Here is a 17720-nt window from a genome sequence, read left to right on the forward strand (position 1 = left end):
CCCCGCACTAGGCGGGGCTCTTTCTAAAGCGGCGTTTCGTTACGCTTGAACAACCGGAATCTGAGCGTTTGCCGCAGCGTCGCGGAATTCCGCGATCTGGTCGAAGCTCAGGTAGCGGTAAACGTCGGCAGCCATACTGTCGATGCTCGCGGCGTATTCCATGTACTCGGCAACGGTTGGCAGCTTGCCGAGGATGGACGCCACAGCGGCCAGTTCAGCGGATGCCAGGTACACGTTGGCGCCATCGCCCAGACGGTTCGGGAAGTTACGGGTCGAGGTCGACACAACGGTCGAGTTCGCCGCAACGCGTGCCTGGTTACCCATGCACAGCGAGCAACCCGGCATTTCCATACGCGCGCCAGCCTTGCCGTAGATGCCGTAGTAGCCTTCTTCGGTGAGCTGATGAGCGTCCATCTTGGTCGGCGGCGATAGCCACAGACGAGTAGGAATCGAACCTTTGACCTTGTCGAGCAACTTGCCGGCAGCGCGGAAGTGGCCGATGTTGGTCATGCACGAACCGATGAACACTTCGTCAATCTTCTCGCCCTGAACGGTCGAGAGCAGACGGGCGTCGTCCGGGTCGTTTGGCGCGCAGAGCACAGGCTCTTTGATGTCGGCCAGGTCGATTTCGATGACTTCGGCGTACTCGGCATCGGCGTCGGCAGACAGCAATTCCGGGTTGGCCAGCCAGGCTTCCATCGCTTGAGCGCGACGTTCCATGGTGCGGGCATCGCCGTAGCCTTCGCTGATCATCCAGCGCAGCAGGGTGATGTTCGACTTCAGGTACTCAGCAATAGCTTTTTCCGGCAGCTTGATGGTGCAACCAGCAGCGGAGCGCTCGGCAGAGGCGTCGGACAGCTCGAAAGCCTGTTCAACGGTCAGCTCGTCCAGACCTTCGATTTCCAGGATGCGGCCGGAGAAGGCGTTGATCTTGCCCTTCTTCTCGACGGTCAGCAGACCTTTCTGGATGCCGTAGTAAGGAATCGCGTGTACCAGGTCACGCAGGGTGATGCCTGGCTGCAGCTTGCCTTTGAAACGAACCAGTACCGACTCCGGCATGTCCAGCGGCATTACGCCAGTGGCTGCGGCGAAGGCGACCAGACCGGAACCTGCCGGGAAGGAAATACCGATCGGGAAACGGGTGTGCGAGTCACCACCGGTGCCGACGGTGTCTGGCAGCAGCATACGGTTCAGCCAGCTGTGGATGATGCCGTCGCCAGGACGCAGCGACACGCCGCCACGGGTGCGGATGAAATCCGGCAGGGTGTGGTGGGTGGTGACGTCGATGGGTTTCGGGTAAGCAGCGGTGTGGCAGAAAGACTGCATTACTAGGTCAGCCGAGAAGCCCAGGCACGCCAGGTCTTTCAGTTCGTCACGGGTCATTGGACCGGTGGTGTCCTGAGAGCCGACGGTGGTCATTTTCGGTTCGCAGTAGGTGCCAGGACGGATGCCCTTGCCAACTGGCAGACCGCACGCCTTGCCGACCATTTTCTGCGCCAGGGTGTAACCCTTGCCGGTGTCGACCGGGGCTTCTGGCAGCTTGAACAGATCGGTTGGGCCCAGGCCCAGTTCGGCACGCGCTTTCTCGGTCAGGCCACGGCCCACGATCAGCGGAATACGGCCGCCGGCACGAACTTCATCCAGCAGAACCGGGGTTTTCAGTTCGAAGGTGGTGAGGACTTCATCGGTACCGTGCTTGCAGACTTTGCCGGCATGCGGGTACAGGTCGATGACGTCGCCCATATGCATGTTCGATACGTCGAACTCGATAGGCAGTGCGCCGGCGTCTTCCATGGTGTTGTAGAAGATCGGGGCGATTTTCGAGCCGAAGCAGAAGCCACCGGCACGTTTGTTCGGTACGTACGGAATGTCGTCGCCGAAGAACCACAGCACCGAGTTGGTGGCGGATTTACGCGAAGAACCGGTACCTACCACGTCACCGACGTAGGCAATCGGGAAGCCTTCGCCGCGCATGGTTTCGATCTGCTTCATCGGGCCGATGGAGCCTTGAACGTCCGGCACGATGCCGTCGCGAGCCATTTTCAGCATGGCCAGGGCGTGCAACGGGATGTCTGGACGAGACCAGGCATCAGGAGCAGGCGACAGGTCGTCGGTGTTGGTTTCGCCGGTTACTTTGAACACGCGCAGGCTGATTTTGTCAGCCAGGGTTGGGCGCTTCTGGAACCATTCGCCGTCAGCCCACGATTGCAGCACGCCTTTAGCGTGAGCGTTGCCGTTCTTGGCTTTTTCGGCCACGTCGTGGAACGCATCGAACATCAGCAGGGTGTGCTTGAGTTGTTCGGCAGCGGTAGGGGCGAGCTCGGCGTTATCCAGCAGCTCAACCATGGTGGCGATGTTGTAGCCGCCTTGCATGGTGCCGAGCAGCTCAACGGCGCGTTGTTTGCTGATCAGCGGAGAAGTGGCTTCGCCCTTGGCGACAGCGGAGAGGAAACCGGCCTTCACGTAGGCAGCTTCGTCTACGCCTGGTGGTACGCGGTTGGTGATCAGGTCAACGAGGAATTCTTCCTCGCCTGCAGGCGGGTTTTTCAGCAGATCAACCAGGCCGGCAGTTTGTTCGGCGTTTAGCGGCTGGGGCACGATACCCTGAGCTGCACGCTCTGCAACGTGTTTGCGATAGGCTTCAAGCACAGTTATTACCCTCATCAGTGGTCCCATAGGGTTGTCCGGGACGCATCCAGAAGCTGCTTTCAAAGTTTTACGCCTGCAGGACGTTTAGATGAGGGCTGGCTGGACTACCGGCGAATCGTGGTAACCCAGCCAACTGCGTTCCTGCGGGATTAACTGTGCTCGTGACGCTTTGAAAACAGCTTCTAACGGACATCACGCCTAAGAATGGCCCGGCGATTCTACTGGAAAAGCGCAGTAAAGGTAAGACAAACCCCTACAACCTCCGGGGTGACCCCCTCTAGACAAAGGGCTAAGATGCCGGCCTGTTCCTGCCTTTCTGTCACCGTCTGCCTATGTCCAATCACCGCATAAAAACGCCCTGCGTCGGCCTGTGTTCCACCGTGTATGGGGATCTGGTCTGTCGCGGCTGTAAGCGTTTTCACCATGAAGTGGTGAATTGGAACCTGTATACCGATGAAGAAAAACGCGCCGTGTGGTTACGCCTGGAAATTCTTTTGGTTCAGGTGATGGCCGCCAAGGTCGACGTGTTTGACGCTGCGCGGTTGCGTCAGCAGCTTGAACAACGGCAGATCCGGTTTGTGCCTGAACAATCGGAATACTGTTGGGCCTACCAGCTCATCGCCCGGGGCGCGCGGGTGATTAACCAGTTGGAGGCTTACGGCATGGTGCTGCTGCCAGAGTTTCGCGACTGGTCGCTGCCGGAACTGCGCGACGCCATCGACCGCGAATTCTTCCTGCTGTCCGAAGCCCACTACGACCGCTACATCGCCCCCCGCTTCTTGCGCGAAGGCGTCGAAAGCCGCGTGTAAAGGCGTAAAAAAACCGCCTACAGCAGGCGGTTTCTAAGGGCGCGATAACGCGACGATTAACGTTGTGCCACCAACTCCTCCAAGTGCGCGATCACCGTGTCCGGTTTAAGTACCAGCACATCGCTCTCCAACTGATCCAGCACCACCTCGGCCGTGTTGCCAATCAACGCGCCGGAAAGCCCGGTGCGGGCCACTGTGCCCATTACCGTAACGACGGCGCCGAGCTTTTTCGCCGTGAATGGAATCATCACATCGGCCGGCCCTTCCATGATGTGCAATTGCTCGTCGCCGAAGCCGAATTCCTCTTGGAAAGTTTTGCACCGCTCGCGGTAGCGGGCTTCGATGGTTTCGCTCAGTTGAAACACCGGATCGGCCGAAGCCAGCATCGGCGAGGGGTGAGCATTGATGACGTGCAGGGTGGCTTTGGCCAGCCCGGCAATTTCAAAGGCGTGGTTGATGATGCTGGCATGCAACGCTCTGTGCTCACCGTCGCTATTCCCAACATCGACAGCGGCCAGGATGACCCCCTGTGTCCACGGCCGTTCGGTTTTCACCATCAGTACCGGGCAGGGCGCATACCGCAGCAGCTTCCAGTCTTCCGGCGTGAGAATGGCTTTTTTCAGCGGGCTGTCTGGGCGATGGTCTTTGATGATCAAGCCGCAGCCTTCGGCTTGCTGAACCTGGATAACGGTTTGGTGCAGGTTGTCATGCCAGGTTTGCTGGCTGGAGACGCTGTAACCCTCTTCACGCAAACCGTTGCCTAGAACGTCCAGCAAGCCGGAATGGTCGTGCTTCTTGTCGCATACCAACAGGTGCAGATGCGACTGGGTAACGCCGGCAATCAGCTTCGCGCGTTTCAGCGCGTGGCCTTCGGGATGGTCGGGTTCGATAATCACCAGAATGCTGCGAACGGCTTGCATGGTCGTGTCCTCACTGTCTATCGGCATGGTCGTGCGGCGGCACTATAGGTTTAGCTCAGCGCTGCGCTGAATGATGTGGATCAACCGTTTTCCACGCGCGTTACAGCGAACACCGCCGTATAATCCGCCGCCTGCCCAATAGCCCAGCCGTGATTTATGCCTGTTCTTCCTGAAATCGACGCCTTCCTGCTTTGCCCCACGCCCGCCAGTTGGGTGGAAGCGGCACTGAACAACCTCGATATCCTGTTGATCGACCACGCCAACAATGAAAAGAAGGCCGCCGGCTCGGCGTTTCAGTTCATGTTCCAGTACAGCAACAAGCTGGACCTGCAGAACAAGATGTCCCGCCTGGCCCGTGAGGAGCTGCGTCATTTCGAGCAGGTGCTGGGCTTGATGAAAAAGCGCGGTATGCCGTGGTTCAACGTCGGCTCGGCGCGCTACGCCGGGGCACTGCGCAAGCTGATTCGAAACCACGAACCCTATCGCCTGACCGACTCGCTGCTGGTGGGCGCCATTGTAGAGGCCCGCTCCTGCGAGCGTTTCGCCGCCCTGGCGCCGCACTTGGACGAGGAGTTAGGCAAGTTCTACAGCAGCTTGCTCAAGTCCGAAGCGCGACATTTTCAGGACTACCTCAAGCTCGCCTACCAGTACGGCGACGAAGCGGACATTCAAGGCAAAATCGTTGAGATCGCAGAGAAAGAACGCGAGCTTATCGAAACTCCCGATCCTGACTTCCGCTTCCACAGCGGCGTTCCTGCTGCCGCTTAAGCGCGCCTTTTCCTCTCCGCTAATCAGAAGCCGCCCGAAAACCATCGGGCGCTTCGATCTTTCCTATCAGGAAATTCCGATAGTGGCCTAAGTATTTTCGTTGACTTTAACTGCCTAGGCAGTAAATTGGACGCCACTACCTGCCTAGGCAGCTATCGGTGATTCCAATGACCCATTACACCCCCGAAACTTTCGAATACGTGCGCATCGGCATGCTGGTGGGGCGCGCTGCGTTGCTCAAAGACCGCATTCTCGACAGCTACCTCGTGCCTCACGGCGTGACGGCCGCGCAATTCAAAGTGCTGATGATCATTTTGCAGGGCTACGATACCCCGGCCGAGTTGTGCCGCCACTTGTCTCTGGACAGCGGCTCGATGACGCGCATGCTCGACCGCCTTGAGCAGAAAAACCTGATCAGCCGCACCCGCAGCGAAAGCGACCGCCGCCAGGTGCGCCTGTCGCTGACCGATGAAGGCCGTGCCCTCAATGCGCTGCTGCCGACCATTGGCGCCGCTGCCATGAACGACTTCACTGCCGCGCTGACGCCCGCCGAACTTCAGACGCTGGAGGGGCTGCTGAAAAAAATGCTGCTGGCCGCGGGCGACTCCATCGTAGTGGAACGCTTCGGGGGTGAGGCATGAGCCAATCCCTGAAAAGCGCTTTCAGCCTGACGCTCGCCGCCCTGTTGCTGGCCGGCTGCGCCAACTATCGCGGCCTTAGCACGCAAGGCGAGAGCCTGGACGCGCGGAACCTGAAAGCGGGGCAGAGTTTGGAAGGCATCACCCTGTCACCGGCTGCCTGGCCGCAGCGCGATTGGTGGACGAGTCTTGGCGACAGCGAACTCGATGCGTTGATCAACGAGGCGCTTCGTGACAGCCCCGATATGCAGATCGCCAGCGCCCGGGCGCATCAGGCCAGCGCCGCCGCGTTGGGCGCTGATGCCGCACGCATGCCCAACGTGAACGCCCAAGCCAGCGTCAGCCGTTCACGCCTGGCTCGCGACCAAGATCCGCTCGGGCAGGGCGGCGCTTACAGCACCTTGCGCAGCGCCCAGCTCGGCTTCGACTACAGCTTTGACTTGTGGGGCGGTGAGCGCGCCGCGTGGGAGTCGGCATTGGGCCAGGCCCGCGCCGCTGAAGTGGATCGCCAGGCCGCGTCGCTGACCCTCGCCGCCAACGTCGCCCGCGCCTACAGCGACTTGGGGCAGGCCTATATCGTTCGCGACCTCGCCCAGGAAGACGTGAAGCGCACGCAAGAAATGCTCGACCTCGGCCAGCGCCGCTTGCAGTCGGGTATCGACAGCGAATACCAATACCAGCAAACCGAAAGCCTGGCTGCCAGCTCCCAAGAGCAGCTGATCGACGCTGAAAAACGCCTGCAAAGCGCTCGCGTGGCGATGGCCGTGTTGTTGGGCAAAGGGCCGGATCGGGGCAACGAGATCGCCCGTCCGGCGGTGCTGCAGCCCAGCGCAGTGGCGTTGCCGTCGTCGCTGCCGGCCGAGCTGTTGGGGCGGCGCCCCGACCTGGTCGCCGCGCGCTGGCGGGTTGAAGCGGCGAGCAAAAACATTGAGGCCGGCAAGGCGCAGTTCTACCCCAACCTGAACCTCACTGCGGCCGCTGGAACCCAATCGTTGCTGGGCGATTCCCTGTTTGGCGCACCGAGTCGGTTTTTCAATATTGCCCCTGCCGTGTCCCTGCCGATTTTTGACGGCGGCCGTCTGCGCGCGGACCTGGACGGACGCGACGCCGACTACGATCTGGCCGTGGCGCAATACAACAAAAGCCTGATCGCCGCACTCAACGACGTCAGCGACACCATCAATCAGCTTCAGGCGATTGCCCGCCAGATCGTTGCGCAGCAGCGCGCCACCGATGTGTCGCAGCAGTCGTATGACACGGCGGTGCAACGCTTCGGCTCGGGCATCGGCAATTACCTCGATGTATTGACCATCGAGCAGCAATTGCTCCAGTCGCAACGCCAGCTCGCCAGTCTGAATGCCGAGCAAATCGATTTGTCGATCCAACTGATGCAGGCCCTCGGCGGCGGTTACCAAGGCGAGCACCTCGCTGCGAGTAACGCCCCTCTGTCTGAACAAACAAGGTAATTGCCATGGCTACTCCTACCGCAACTTCCGAACAAACCAACGCCAATCCAGGCAAACGCAAAGCCCTGCTGTTGGGTTTGCTGGTCGTGGTTCTTGTGGCCTGCGCCGGCACGTGGGCCTGGTATCACTTGTATGGCCGTTTCAGCGTCGACACCGACGATGCCTACGTAAACGGCAACGTGGTCTCCGTTACGCCACTGGCCACTGGCACCGTGATTAGCATCGGTGCTGACGATGGCGACCTGGTGCAACAAGGCCAGGTGCTGGTCAAGTTCGACCCCAACGACGCCGAAGTCGCCCTGCAAAGTGCCGAAGCCAACCTGGCCCGCACCGTGCGCCAAGTGCGCGGTTTGTACAGCAATGTCGATGGCTTGAAAGCCCAGGTAGTGGCGCAAAAGGCAGCGGTGCAAAAGGCGCAGGAAAACTACAACCGCCGCAAAACCCTTGCGGCGAGCGGGGCGATTTCCCAAGAAGAACTGTCCCACGCCCGCGATGACCTGACCGCCGCACAAGGCTCTCTGAGCGATGCCCAGCAGCGCCTGAACACCAGCAGCGCGTTGGTTGATGACACCAGCGTGGCCTCGCACCCCGATGTTCAGGCCGCCGCCGCGCAGTTGCGCCAGGCGTTCCTGGAAAACGGGCGCACCACGCTGATCGCGCCGGTCACCGGTTATGTGGCCAAACGCACCGTGCAGCTGGGCCAGCGCGTGCAGCCGGGCACAGCGTTGATGGCTGTGATTCCCCTCGACCAGCTGTGGATCGACGCCAACTTCAAGGAAACCCAGTTGGCTGAGATGCGCATCGGCCAGGCCGTGCACATCACCTCCGACCTTTACGGCGACGACGTCACCTTCAGCGGCACCATCGACAGCCTGGGCGCCGGTACGGGCAGCGCGTTCGCCTTGCTGCCGGCGCAAAACGCCACTGGCAACTGGATCAAAATCGTGCAGCGCGTGCCGGTTCGTGTGGTGCTCAACCCCGAGCAGCTGCGTGAGCATCCGTTGCGTATTGGCTTGTCGACGCAAGTGGATGTTGACCTGCACGACCAAAGCGGCCCGGTGTTGGCGCAAAAAGCGCGGCAGCAGCCGGCCTTTGAAACGGACGTGTACCAGCAGCAACTGTCGCAGGCTGACGCGTTGATTCAGCAACTGATTCAACAGAACAGCGCCGTGGCTAAAACCGCTCAGCGTTAATCGCCAGGCGTTGCGCCCGTCAGGAAAAGCCATGGACACCAAAGCGTCATTCACACCGCCCAGCTTGCTGCTCGCCACTATTGGCCTGTCGCTCGCCACCTTTATGCAGGTGCTCGACACCACCATCGCCAACGTGGCGTTGCCCACCATCTCGGGCAACCTGGGCGTCAGTGCGGAGCAGGGCACCTGGGTGATCACCTCGTTTGCGGTGAGCAATGCAATCGCGCTGCCGCTCACCGGCTGGCTGAGCCGACGTTTTGGCGAGGTGAAGTTGTTTTTGTGGGCCACGCTGCTGTTCGTGCTGGCCTCGTTTCTATGCGGTATCTCCCGCTCGATGCCTGAGCTGGTGGGTTTTCGCGTGCTGCAAGGCATCGTCGCGGGGCCGCTTTACCCGATGGCGCAGACGCTGCTGATCGCCATCTACCCGCCGTCTAAACGCGGCATGGCCATCGCCTTGCTAGCCATGGTCACGGTGGTGGCGCCGATTGCCGGGCCGATTCTGGGCGGCACCATTACCGACAGCTACAGCTGGCCGTGGATTTTCTTTATCAACGTGCCGATTGGTCTGTTCGCCGCGTTCGTGGTGCGTCAGCAACTGGCTGCGCGGCCGGTGGTCACCAGCCGCCAGCCCATGGATTACGTGGGCTTGATGGCGTTGATCGTGGGGGTTGGTGCGTTGCAGATCGTGCTCGACAAAGGCAACGACGCCGACTGGTTTGAGTCCACCTTCATCATTGTCGGCACGGCGATTTCGGTGGTGGCCCTGGCCTTTTTCGTCATCTGGGAAATGACCGACGCTCACCCGGTGGTCAACCTGCGCTTGTTCGCCTACCGCAACTTTCGCTACGGCACGCTGGTGTTGGTGCTGGGCTATGCGGCGTTCTTCGGCATCAACCTGATCTTGCCGCAGTGGCTGCAAACCCGGCTCGGCTACACCGCCACGTGGGCCGGCTTTGCCGCCGCGCCGTTGGGGATATTGCCGGTGTTGCTGTCACCCTTCATCGGCAAGTACGGACCACGGTTCGACATGCGCTTGCTGGCCGGTCTGGCATTTCTGGCCATGGGCTTGAGCTGCTTTATGCGCGCCGGCTTTAACACCGAGGTGGACTTCCAGCACATCGCCCTGGTGCAGCTGTTTATGGGCATCGGTGTGGCGCTGTTCTTTATGCCGACGTTGACGATTTTGCTGTCGGACCTGCCGCCGAATCAGATCGCCGACGGCTCGGGCTTGGCCACCTTTCTGCGCACGCTGGGCGGCAGCTTCGCGGCGTCGCTCACCACCTGGATCTGGATCCGTCGCGCCGATCAGCACCATGCCTACATGACCGAAAGCATCAGCGTGTACGACCCCGCCACGCGTGAGGCCTTGCACAACCTCGGCGGCGCCGGTGCCCAGAGTTATGCGCAACTGGATCAGATGGTGACAAGCCAGGCGTACATGCTCTCGACCATCGACTACTTCACCTTGCTGGGCTGGATGTTTATGGGCCTGATCGTGATTGTCTGGCTGGCCAAGCCGCCGTTCACCGCTAAAGCCGGGCCAGAAGCCAGCGCCGGGCATTAACGGTATATAGAGTGGAGGAGCGAGCTTGCTCGCGAAGCTGTTGATCCCAAGAGCTTCGCGAGCAAGCTCGCTCCTACGAGCGGTGGAAACGCTTCCGCTTGCCGCTGTCATCATTCATACATCAAAAATTAATTCCTCCGTCACGGAACTCGGGCAGTTTGCAAGCCTGCGTTTACCTCAGAGGAGTTGCCATGTTGTTTATCCAGTCGCGTTACATCAAACCCGTCGCCATTGCCTTGCTGGCCGCTGCCGTCAGCGCCTGCGCGAGCACGGCGCAGACGCCTGCCAAGCCTGCCGGCAAAGCGCCGGACGTAGCGCTGAACAACACCGATTGGTATCAGGTGCGTACCCAGAGCGAAGTCTATGTATTCGACGACTACGCGGTGTTCAGCCAGTTCTTGCAAACCGGCCAGGCTCCGGTGCTCAAGCCGTTGGAGAAGAAAGACAACTTCGGCCGCTCGGTCATTCTTGGCCTGAAAGCTGAAGACCAGAACCTGGCGCTGAAAGACGTGGCCGCTGCTCGTTTTCTCGACGTAAGCCTGGTGCCTGGCAACCCGTTCTACGGTGAAATTCGCAAGGACGGCATCATTTACGTGTTCGCCCGTTACGGCGACATGATGGACATGTACAAAACCGGCGAGCCAACCTTCAGCTACACCGAAATCGGTGGCGGCCCTAAAGGTGAGCGCGTGGTGTACGGGCTGATGAAAGAAGAAAGGAAGCCTGAGAAACAAATCGCTTTGTTCCACCAGAAATACCCGAAGTAAGCGACGCGTTTAGCCAGTAAGCGGCGTAAACAAAAACGGCAGCCCGAGGGCTGCCGTTTTTTATGGGCGCAGTAATTAGCCGGCGACCAGCACGCGAATGGCTTCCAGGCGCAGGGCCGCTTTGTCGAGCATGGCCAAGCCTTGTTCGCACTGGCTGCGCAAGGTTTCCAGCTCGCTGTCACGCACGTTGGGGTTCACCGCTTTCAAGGCGGTGAGGCGCGCCAGTTCTTCGTGGGTGTCGGCGGCCAGACGGCGCTTGGCTTCTTCAACGCGCTCAACGTGGCGTGGGCTGATTTTGCCTTCGGCCGAGTTGAGTTGCTGATTGAGGCTGTCGCGTTGCGCCTGCACAAACTTGTTCGCGCTGGCTCGCGGCACGGCTTCGAGTTGGTCGTTGAGTTTTTCGAACGACACCTTCGCGGCCAGGTCGTTGCCACTGGCGTCGAGCAGGCAGCGCAGGGCGGCCGGCGGCAGGTAACGCCCAAGTTGCAGCACGCGCGGCGCCACGACTTCGCTCACGTAGAGCAATTCGAGCAACACGGTGCCGGGCTTGAGCGCTTTGTTTTTGATCAGCGCGACGGCGGTGTTGCCCATCGAGCCGCCGCGCACCAGGTCCATGCCGCCTTGCACCATCGGGTGTTCCCAGGTCAGGAACTGCATGTCTTCACGCGACAACGCCTGGTTGCGGTCGTAGGTGATGGTCACGCCTTCGTCGTCGCCCAGGGGGAAGCTGGCGTCGAGCATTTTCTCGCTCGGGCGCAGCACCAATGCGTTCTCGGAGTGGTCTTCGCTCTCGATGCCAAAGGCGTCGAACAGCTCTTCCATATAAATGGGCAGGGCGAATTCGTCGTCTTGTTCGTGAATCGCTTCAACCAATGCCTGGCCTTCGCCCGAGCCGCTGGAGTTGAGTTCCAGCAGGCGGTCACGGCCGCTGTGCAGCTCGCTTTCAAGGCGAATGCGCTCGGCTTTGGCCTCGTCGACCAACACCTGCCAGTCGCCGTCGTCAGCGTTTTCCAGCATCGGCAGCAGGCGCGGCCCGAATTGATGTTGCAGGGCGTTGCCGGTGGGGCAGGTGGCCTGAAAGGCGTTCAGCGCCTGGTGATACCACTGGAACAGACGCTCTTGAGGCGTGTTTTCCAGATACGGCACGTGCAGTTGAATGGTGTGCTTCTGGCCGATACGGTCGAGGCGGCCGATGCGCTGCTCGAGCAGGTCCGGGTGCGCCGGCAGGTCGAACAGCACCAAGTGATGAGAGAACTGGAAGTTGCGGCCTTCACTGCCGATTTCCGAACAGATCAACACCTGAGCGCCGAATTCTTCATCGGCGAAATAAGCCGCTGCCCGGTCGCGTTCCAGAATATTCATACCTTCATGGAACACCGTGGCCGGAATGCCCGAGCGCACGCGCAGGGCGTCTTCGAGGTCCATGGCGGTTTCGGCGTGGGCGCAAATCACCAGCACCTTCACGCGCTTGAGCATTTTCAAGGTGTCGATCAGCCAATCGACGCGCGGGTCGAATTTCCACCAGCGCTCTTCCTCGCTCGCCTCAGGCTGGGCCTGGAAGCTGACTTCCGGATACAGGTCGGCGTGTTCGCCCACCGGCAGCTCGAGATACAGATCTGGGCACGGCAGCGGGTACGGATGCAGTTCGCGCTCCGGGAAGCCCTGCACGGCGGCGCGGGTGTTGCGAAACAGCAAGCGGCCGGTGCCATGGCGGTCGAGCAGTTCGCGCACCAGGCGGGCGGAGGCTTCGATATCGCCATCGGTGACGGCCGCGAGCAACGCTTCGCCTTCGGCGCCGAGGAAATCGTGGATGGTTTTGTGCGCAGCGGCGGACAGGCGCCCTTGGTCGAGCAGCTCCTGCACCGCTTCGGCAATCGGCTTGTAATTGGCGCTTTCGGCGCGGAAAGCTTCCAGGTCGTGGAAGCGCGCCGGGTCGAGCAGGCGCAGGCGCGCGAAGTGGCTGTCCTGACCGAGCTGTTCGGGCGTGGCGGTGAGCAGCAGTACGCCGGGAATCACTTCGGCCAATTGCTCAACGAGTTGGTACTGCGGGCTCGCTTGTTCCGGGTGCCAAACCAGGTGGTGCGCCTCGTCGACCACGAGCAAATCCCAGCCGGCGGCGAACAGGGCGTCTTGCGCTTTGTCGTCGTCGCACAGCCATTCCAGGGCGACCAAAGCTAACTGGCAATCTTCGAACGGGTTGCTGGCGTCGCTTTCAATAAAGCGCTCGGCGTCGAACAGCGCGACGTCGAGGTTGAAACGGCGGCGCATTTCCACCAGCCACTGATGCTGAAGGTTTTCCGGCACCAGAATCAGTACGCGGTTAGCGCGGCCTGACAGCAACTGACGGTGAATAACCAAGCCCGCTTCGATGGTTTTGCCCAGGCCCACTTCGTCGGCCAGCAATACGCGCGGGGCAATGCGGTCGGCCACTTCACGGGCGATATGCAACTGATGCGCGATGGGTTGTGCGCGCACGCCGCCCAGGCCCCAGAGCGATGATTGCAGCTGGCGGCTGGTGTGTTCCAGGGTGTGGTAGCGCAGGGCGAACCAGGCGAGCGGGTCGATCTGGCCGGCGAACAGGCGGTCGCTGGCCAAACGGAACTGGATGAAGTTCGAGAGCTGCGTTTCCGGCAGCGTGACCGACTGATTCTGCGCATTGAGGCCGTGATAGACGAGCAGACCGTCGACGTCGTCGACCTCCTGAACCGTCAGCTTCCAGCCTTCGAAGTGGGTGATTTCATCGCCGGGCGAAAAGCGTACGCGGGTCAGCGGCGCGTTACGGGTGGCGTATTGGCGGGTCTCACCAGTGGCCGGGTAGAGCATGGTGAGCATGCGGCCGTCCTGCATCAGGACCGTGCCCAAGCCCAACTCCGCTTCGCTGTCACTAATCCAGCGTTGCCCCGGTTCATACTGCTGCGCCATGCCTGTCTCCCGCGGTGAAAAAGCCGGCTATGGTAACGGAACCCGGCGGCTCTGGCCAAAGACGATCAACATCAACTGCTTACTGGCGCTTTGAACATCGCGCGCGGTACAGCGTCAAAAAGAGCATAAAGGCATATCCATATGCTTAAAGTGTAGCGATACTCCGCTAAAGTCGTCGATTTGATGGCCGAAAGCCCTGGTAAAGGCCCCAATCTTTTTGCGCCTAAACCGTCGGTCATTCAGAGGATAGCTAAACAATGCTTCCCCCGATTCCCCATAGCCTCGCTCCGGTTACCACCCAGCAGGATCCGGTCAAGCCGGTTCCGGTGGTGCCAGCGGTGGCGCCCACCGAAAGCAGCGCCGAAGAAAGTCCGGTCGCGCTCGATAAGCGTCATCCGCAAGACGCCGAGGAGCTGCTGTGGGAAGAGCAGCGCCGGCGTCGTCAGCGTCGCGGCTACAGCGCCGCCGAGCTGGCCGAAGGCGAGGTGGCCGAGGAAGACCAGGACCTGATTGAGCAATTGCCGCGTCAGGGTCTGTGGGTGGATGTCGAAGTGTAGGGCGCGCCGGCTGCGCTCGTTCACCAACTGTTGCAGGACTGGTTTTGGATCTTTTCGATACTGCGCCGATTGCCCTTGCCAACGCCGATTTGCGTTACACGCCCCAGTGGATCGATACAGCCACGGCCGACCGCTGGCTTGCTGAACTAGTGGCGACAACGCCGTGGGAGCAGCCGAGCGTGTTTATTCACGGTCAGCATTTTCCCGTGCCGCGCTTGCTCGCTTGGTATGGCGACAGCGATGCCCGTTACCGTTATTCCGGCATGACCCACGAGCCATTGCCGTGGACGCCGCTACTCGCCGACATTCGCCAGCGTGTGCAAACGGAAGTGGGCGAGCGCTTTAACGGGCTGCTGATCAACCACTACCGCGACGGACAGGATTCGATGGGCTGGCACAGCGACAGCGAAGCGGTGCTGGGGCTTAACCCGACCGTGGTGTCGCTCAACCTGGGCGGCGCGCGACGCTTTGACCTGCGCCGCGTCGGCAGCAGTCGTATCGAGCATTCATTAATGCTTGAGCACGGTTCGCTACTGGTCATGGCCGGGCAGACGCAGCATTATTGGCAGCATCAGGTCGCCAAAACGCGCAAACCCTGCGCGCCGCGGCTTAACCTCACTTTTCGCCTTATTCGGTCCCAGCCATGAGCACTGACAGCAAGCTGATCGACTTCACCGCCGAGCGCGACAAACGCATTCACGACCTCAACGACAAGCGCTTGAACGAAGTGCGCCAGGCGTTTGAACAGGCGCTGCCGCTGACCCAGGCGAAAAAGAAAAAACCCAAGAACAAACCGAAAAAGCCCTGATTGTCGCCCCTGCGTTGCTGTCGTCCGACGGCAACCACCGAGTTTTCCCAATACGCCACCTTGGTTGCCGTTGACCCAGATCAAGTTCGCTTCCGAATCGACTCCCTATCCTGTGTCCATTCTTTGCAGAACCTATGTTCAAACGAACATACCTGGAGGCTTCCATGTTTTTCGACGTAGCAGTATTCGCAGGTCTGGCCACAGTGGCGCTGATGTTCGCGTTTTTCGGTGGGATTGGTTGGTTCATCCGCAGTGACATCCGCAAGCACAAAGCACAGCAGTAAGCGGTCACTACGGTTTCACGGGCACGCAAGGCAATTTGGGCAACTTAGGTTGCCCTTTTTTTTGCCTGCGATTTGGCCACCTTGAAATCCCGCTCGCACCATTCCCGTTTTTCACCAGTCCCAGCTATGTTGAACCGTATCTCTTAAAAGGTTTCGCCTAGTGCGCGCTCAATTGCAGGCGTTTCTTGCGCCTGAAATCCCTGCGGTTAAATTTGCGATCAAAACGCTTCTGGGCGCCGGCCTGGCGTTGTGGTGCGCGATGCGTTTTGGTTTGGAGCAACCGCAGTGGGCCTTGATGACGGCGGTGATCGTCGCGCAGCCGCTGTCGGGCATGGTGGTGCAGAAGGGTTTGGCGCGGTTGTGCGGCACCCTGGTGGGCACGGTGATGTCGGTGGTGGTGATGGCGCTTTTTGCGCAGACGCCGTGGCTGTTTCTGCTGGTGCTGGCAACGTGGCTGGGCATCTGCACGGCGGCGTCGACCTTGCTGCGCAGCGCCTGGGCGTATGCGTTTGTGCTGGCTGGCTACACGGTGGTGATCATCGCGTTGCCGGCGATTGGTAACCCGCTGAATGTGTTTGACCAAGCCGTGGCGCGCTGTACGGAAATCTCGCTGGGCATTGTCTGCGCCACGGTGATGAGCGCGTTGCTGTGGCCGCAGCGAGTCGAGCAGTTGTTAGCCAAGCAGGCGCGCGATGCCTGGCTCGCGGGCTTGCAGGCTTCAGGCGCGGCGCTGAGCGGCGAGCGTCAGGAGCGGCAGGGTTTACTCGGCGCGTTGGGGCGCATCGTTGCGGTAGACGCTCAGCGCGAGCACGCCTGGTTCGAGGGCAGTCGCGGGCGCCAGCGGGCGGTGGCCTTGCGTGTGCTCAGCCGTGACTTGCTCACCCAACTGCGCCTTGCACGCGGCGTGGCGCGGCAATGGCGGCAGCTGTCGCCAGCAGAAACCGAGCAGCTACGGCCGCTGTTGGATGAAGTGCAAGCGGCGCTGGCCGATCCGCAAATACCGCAACTGCTTGAATTGCGCGAACGCCTGATTGCCGCCGCCGATGACGCCTCGCTGTCCACCGTTCAGCAATATTCCGTCGGCCGCCTGGCCTTGCTGGTGCGCCAAGTGCTGGCGGCGCATCAGGCGCTGGAAGCGGTTGAGCAGGGCGTAGCGCCGGATGATGCGCCGCGCGCGCTGTCCTGGCACCGCGACATTCAAATGGCGTCGTTGTATGGCTTTCGCAGCGGCGTAGCGTTTCTGCTTATCGCGGCGTTCTGGCTGGCCACTGGCTGGACCTCTGCCGCCGGTGGTCTGACCATGACCGCCGTGCTTTGCAGCCTGTTCGCTAACCGCGAAAACGCCACCCAAATCGGCCTCGGCTTTCTGCGCGGCGTGATCTATTCGTTGCCCGTCGCCTTCGGTGTTGGCCAACTGCTGCTGCCCGAATTAAGCGGTTTCCCGCTGCTGTGCCTGGCCATGGGCGTGCCGCTGTTTTTCGCCTTGCTGGGCATGACCAAACCGGCCATCGCCGGCACCTGCACCTCGTTTGCGCTGCAATTCATCGTGCTGTGCGGGCCACAGAATCTGATGCGTTTTGACGTGTCGTCATTCCTCAATCAGGGCGTGGCCATCGTGCTGGGCGTGGGCTTTGCCGTGCAGATTTTCCGCGTGATCGACCTGCGCCATCCGGCCTGGCATGCGCAGCGGCTGTTGCGCGCCATGTTGGTGGACCTCAGCCGTTTGCCGCAGCGCCCGTTGGCCGGGGCCGAGAACTGGTTTGGTGGGCGCATGGCTGATCGTCTACTGCAATTGGCGCGGCATTACCCGGTGCTGCCGGCGCAGTCGCGCAGCCGTTGGGATGACGGAATCAGCGGCTTGGATTTAGGCGATGAGCTGCTACACCTGCGTCGCTGCCTGGAAGTGGCCGCCGCGCCGGAGCTTCGCAAGGCCGAGCGGCGGTTTATGCGCGCCTTGGAGCCGGTGCTGCTCGAGGGGCCCGAAGCCCATTCGGTAACGGCGCTGGACGAACCGGCCGCCGAGCTGCAAGCGGCGCTGCGTGCGTCGGGCGCCAGCATCGACCGGCGCCTGGCGCAGGCGGCGTTATTGCAACTGCAATACAGCTGGCGCGTGTGGTGTGAACAGTCGGAACTCAACCCGTATACGCCGCCACAGGAGGGTGAACATGGGCTTGCGTGAATGGGCGTTGGGCGGCGTATTGCTCAGCCCTTTTTTGTTGTATGCGCTGCTGGCGCTGCTGTGCACCGGGCTGTTGCGCTTTGGCTTGCAGCGCATTGGCGCGGCGCGTTGGATTTGGCATGAGGCGTTGTTCGACACCGCCTTGTTTGTATGCGTACTGGCGGCCGTGGTTGCCGTAACTGGGCGCTGGTGAAGA

The 17720-nt window shown here is 61.0% G+C and carries 16 protein-coding genes; 13 read left to right on the forward strand and 3 right to left on the reverse strand.

All coding sequences use genetic code 11. From position 1 onward, the window contains the following. Window positions 1–39: 39 nt before the first annotated feature. The gene (gene acnB, locus ACZZZU_RS21650; RefSeq protein WP_463552173.1) at window positions 40–2649 is read right to left on the reverse strand and encodes a bifunctional aconitate hydratase 2/2-methylisocitrate dehydratase; all 2610 of its coding nucleotides are present in this window, start codon (window positions 2647–2649) and stop codon (window positions 40–42) included. Window positions 2650–2981: 332 nt separating this feature from the next. On the opposite strand from acnB, the gene ACZZZU_RS21655 reads away from it, so the two are divergent. Further along, complete coding sequence (locus ACZZZU_RS21655; RefSeq protein WP_463551770.1) at window positions 2982–3458, forward strand: DUF1289 domain-containing protein; 477 nt, start codon at window positions 2982–2984, stop codon at window positions 3456–3458. A gap of 56 nt (window positions 3459–3514) precedes the next feature. Here ACZZZU_RS21655 and ACZZZU_RS21660 read toward each other — a convergent pair whose 3' ends face one another. Next, on the reverse strand, window positions 3515–4378 hold the full coding sequence (locus tag ACZZZU_RS21660) for a universal stress protein (protein WP_463551771.1): 864 nt from the start codon (window positions 4376–4378) through the stop codon (window positions 3515–3517). A gap of 156 nt (window positions 4379–4534) precedes the next feature. On the opposite strand from ACZZZU_RS21660, the gene ACZZZU_RS21665 reads away from it, so the two are divergent. The 6 genes from ACZZZU_RS21665 (at window position 4535) to ACZZZU_RS21690 (ending at window position 10774) form a co-directional block, all read left to right on the forward strand. Next, window positions 4535–5146: a MiaE family protein gene (locus ACZZZU_RS21665; RefSeq protein WP_463551772.1), complete on the forward strand. Its 612-nt coding sequence runs from the start codon at window positions 4535–4537 to the stop codon at window positions 5144–5146. A gap of 167 nt (window positions 5147–5313) precedes the next feature. Next, window positions 5314–5787 (forward strand): MarR family winged helix-turn-helix transcriptional regulator, encoded by a 474-nt coding sequence (locus tag ACZZZU_RS21670; protein WP_463551773.1) that lies wholly within the window; start codon window positions 5314–5316, stop codon window positions 5785–5787. Continuing rightward, a complete protein-coding gene (locus tag ACZZZU_RS21675; RefSeq protein WP_463551774.1) occupies window positions 5784–7250 on the forward strand; it encodes an efflux transporter outer membrane subunit in 1467 nt (488 codons plus the stop codon). The genes ACZZZU_RS21670 and ACZZZU_RS21675 overlap by 4 nt, the downstream gene beginning before the upstream one ends. Window positions 7251–7255: 5 nt before the next feature. Further along, the gene (locus ACZZZU_RS21680; RefSeq protein ID WP_463551775.1) at window positions 7256–8443 is read left to right on the forward strand and encodes an HlyD family secretion protein; all 1188 of its coding nucleotides are present in this window, start codon (window positions 7256–7258) and stop codon (window positions 8441–8443) included. Between the two features lie 31 nt (window positions 8444–8474). Further along, entirely contained in the window at window positions 8475–10007 is a 1533-nt protein-coding gene (locus ACZZZU_RS21685; protein WP_122496649.1) for a DHA2 family efflux MFS transporter permease subunit, read from the forward strand. Window positions 10008–10198: 191 nt separating this feature from the next. After that, window positions 10199–10774 carry a hypothetical protein gene (locus tag ACZZZU_RS21690; RefSeq protein WP_463382158.1) on the forward strand — a complete coding sequence of 192 codons (576 nt, stop codon included), beginning with the start codon at window positions 10199–10201 and terminating at the stop codon, window positions 10772–10774. Between the two features lie 75 nt (window positions 10775–10849). On the opposite strand, the gene rapA is transcribed toward ACZZZU_RS21690, so the two are convergent. Further along, a complete protein-coding gene (gene rapA, locus ACZZZU_RS21695) occupies window positions 10850–13696 on the reverse strand; it encodes an RNA polymerase-associated protein RapA (protein WP_463551776.1) in 2847 nt (948 codons plus the stop codon). A gap of 257 nt (window positions 13697–13953) precedes the next feature. On the opposite strand from rapA, the gene ACZZZU_RS21700 reads away from it, so the two are divergent. From ACZZZU_RS21700 to ACZZZU_RS21725, 6 genes are all read left to right on the forward strand, one after another. Next, entirely contained in the window at window positions 13954–14253 is a 300-nt protein-coding gene (locus tag ACZZZU_RS21700; protein WP_122496658.1) for an aspartate-semialdehyde dehydrogenase, read from the forward strand. 44 nt (window positions 14254–14297) lie between these two features. Further along, window positions 14298–14900, forward strand: a complete 603-nt coding sequence (locus ACZZZU_RS21705; RefSeq protein ID WP_122496660.1) for an alpha-ketoglutarate-dependent dioxygenase AlkB family protein — start codon at window positions 14298–14300, stop codon at window positions 14898–14900. Next, the gene (locus ACZZZU_RS21710) at window positions 14897–15061 is read left to right on the forward strand and encodes a hypothetical protein (RefSeq protein ID WP_163016694.1); all 165 of its coding nucleotides are present in this window, start codon (window positions 14897–14899) and stop codon (window positions 15059–15061) included. Before ACZZZU_RS21705 ends, ACZZZU_RS21710 begins: the two co-directional genes overlap by 4 nt. Window positions 15062–15225: 164 nt before the next feature. Beyond that, window positions 15226–15345, forward strand: coding sequence for a cytochrome c oxidase subunit CcoM (gene ccoM, locus ACZZZU_RS21715; RefSeq protein ID WP_277342762.1), 120 nt, complete (start codon window positions 15226–15228; stop codon window positions 15343–15345). 160 nt (window positions 15346–15505) lie between these two features. After that, window positions 15506–17524 carry an FUSC family protein gene (locus ACZZZU_RS21720; RefSeq protein WP_463551777.1) on the forward strand — a complete coding sequence of 673 codons (2019 nt, stop codon included), beginning with the start codon at window positions 15506–15508 and terminating at the stop codon, window positions 17522–17524. Continuing rightward, on the forward strand, window positions 17511–17717 hold the full coding sequence (locus ACZZZU_RS21725; RefSeq protein WP_122496665.1) for a DUF1656 domain-containing protein: 207 nt from the start codon (window positions 17511–17513) through the stop codon (window positions 17715–17717). The genes ACZZZU_RS21720 and ACZZZU_RS21725 overlap by 14 nt, the downstream gene beginning before the upstream one ends. Window positions 17718–17720: the final 3 nt, after the last annotated feature.

The organism is Pseudomonas sp. AC136 (assembly GCF_979258585.1).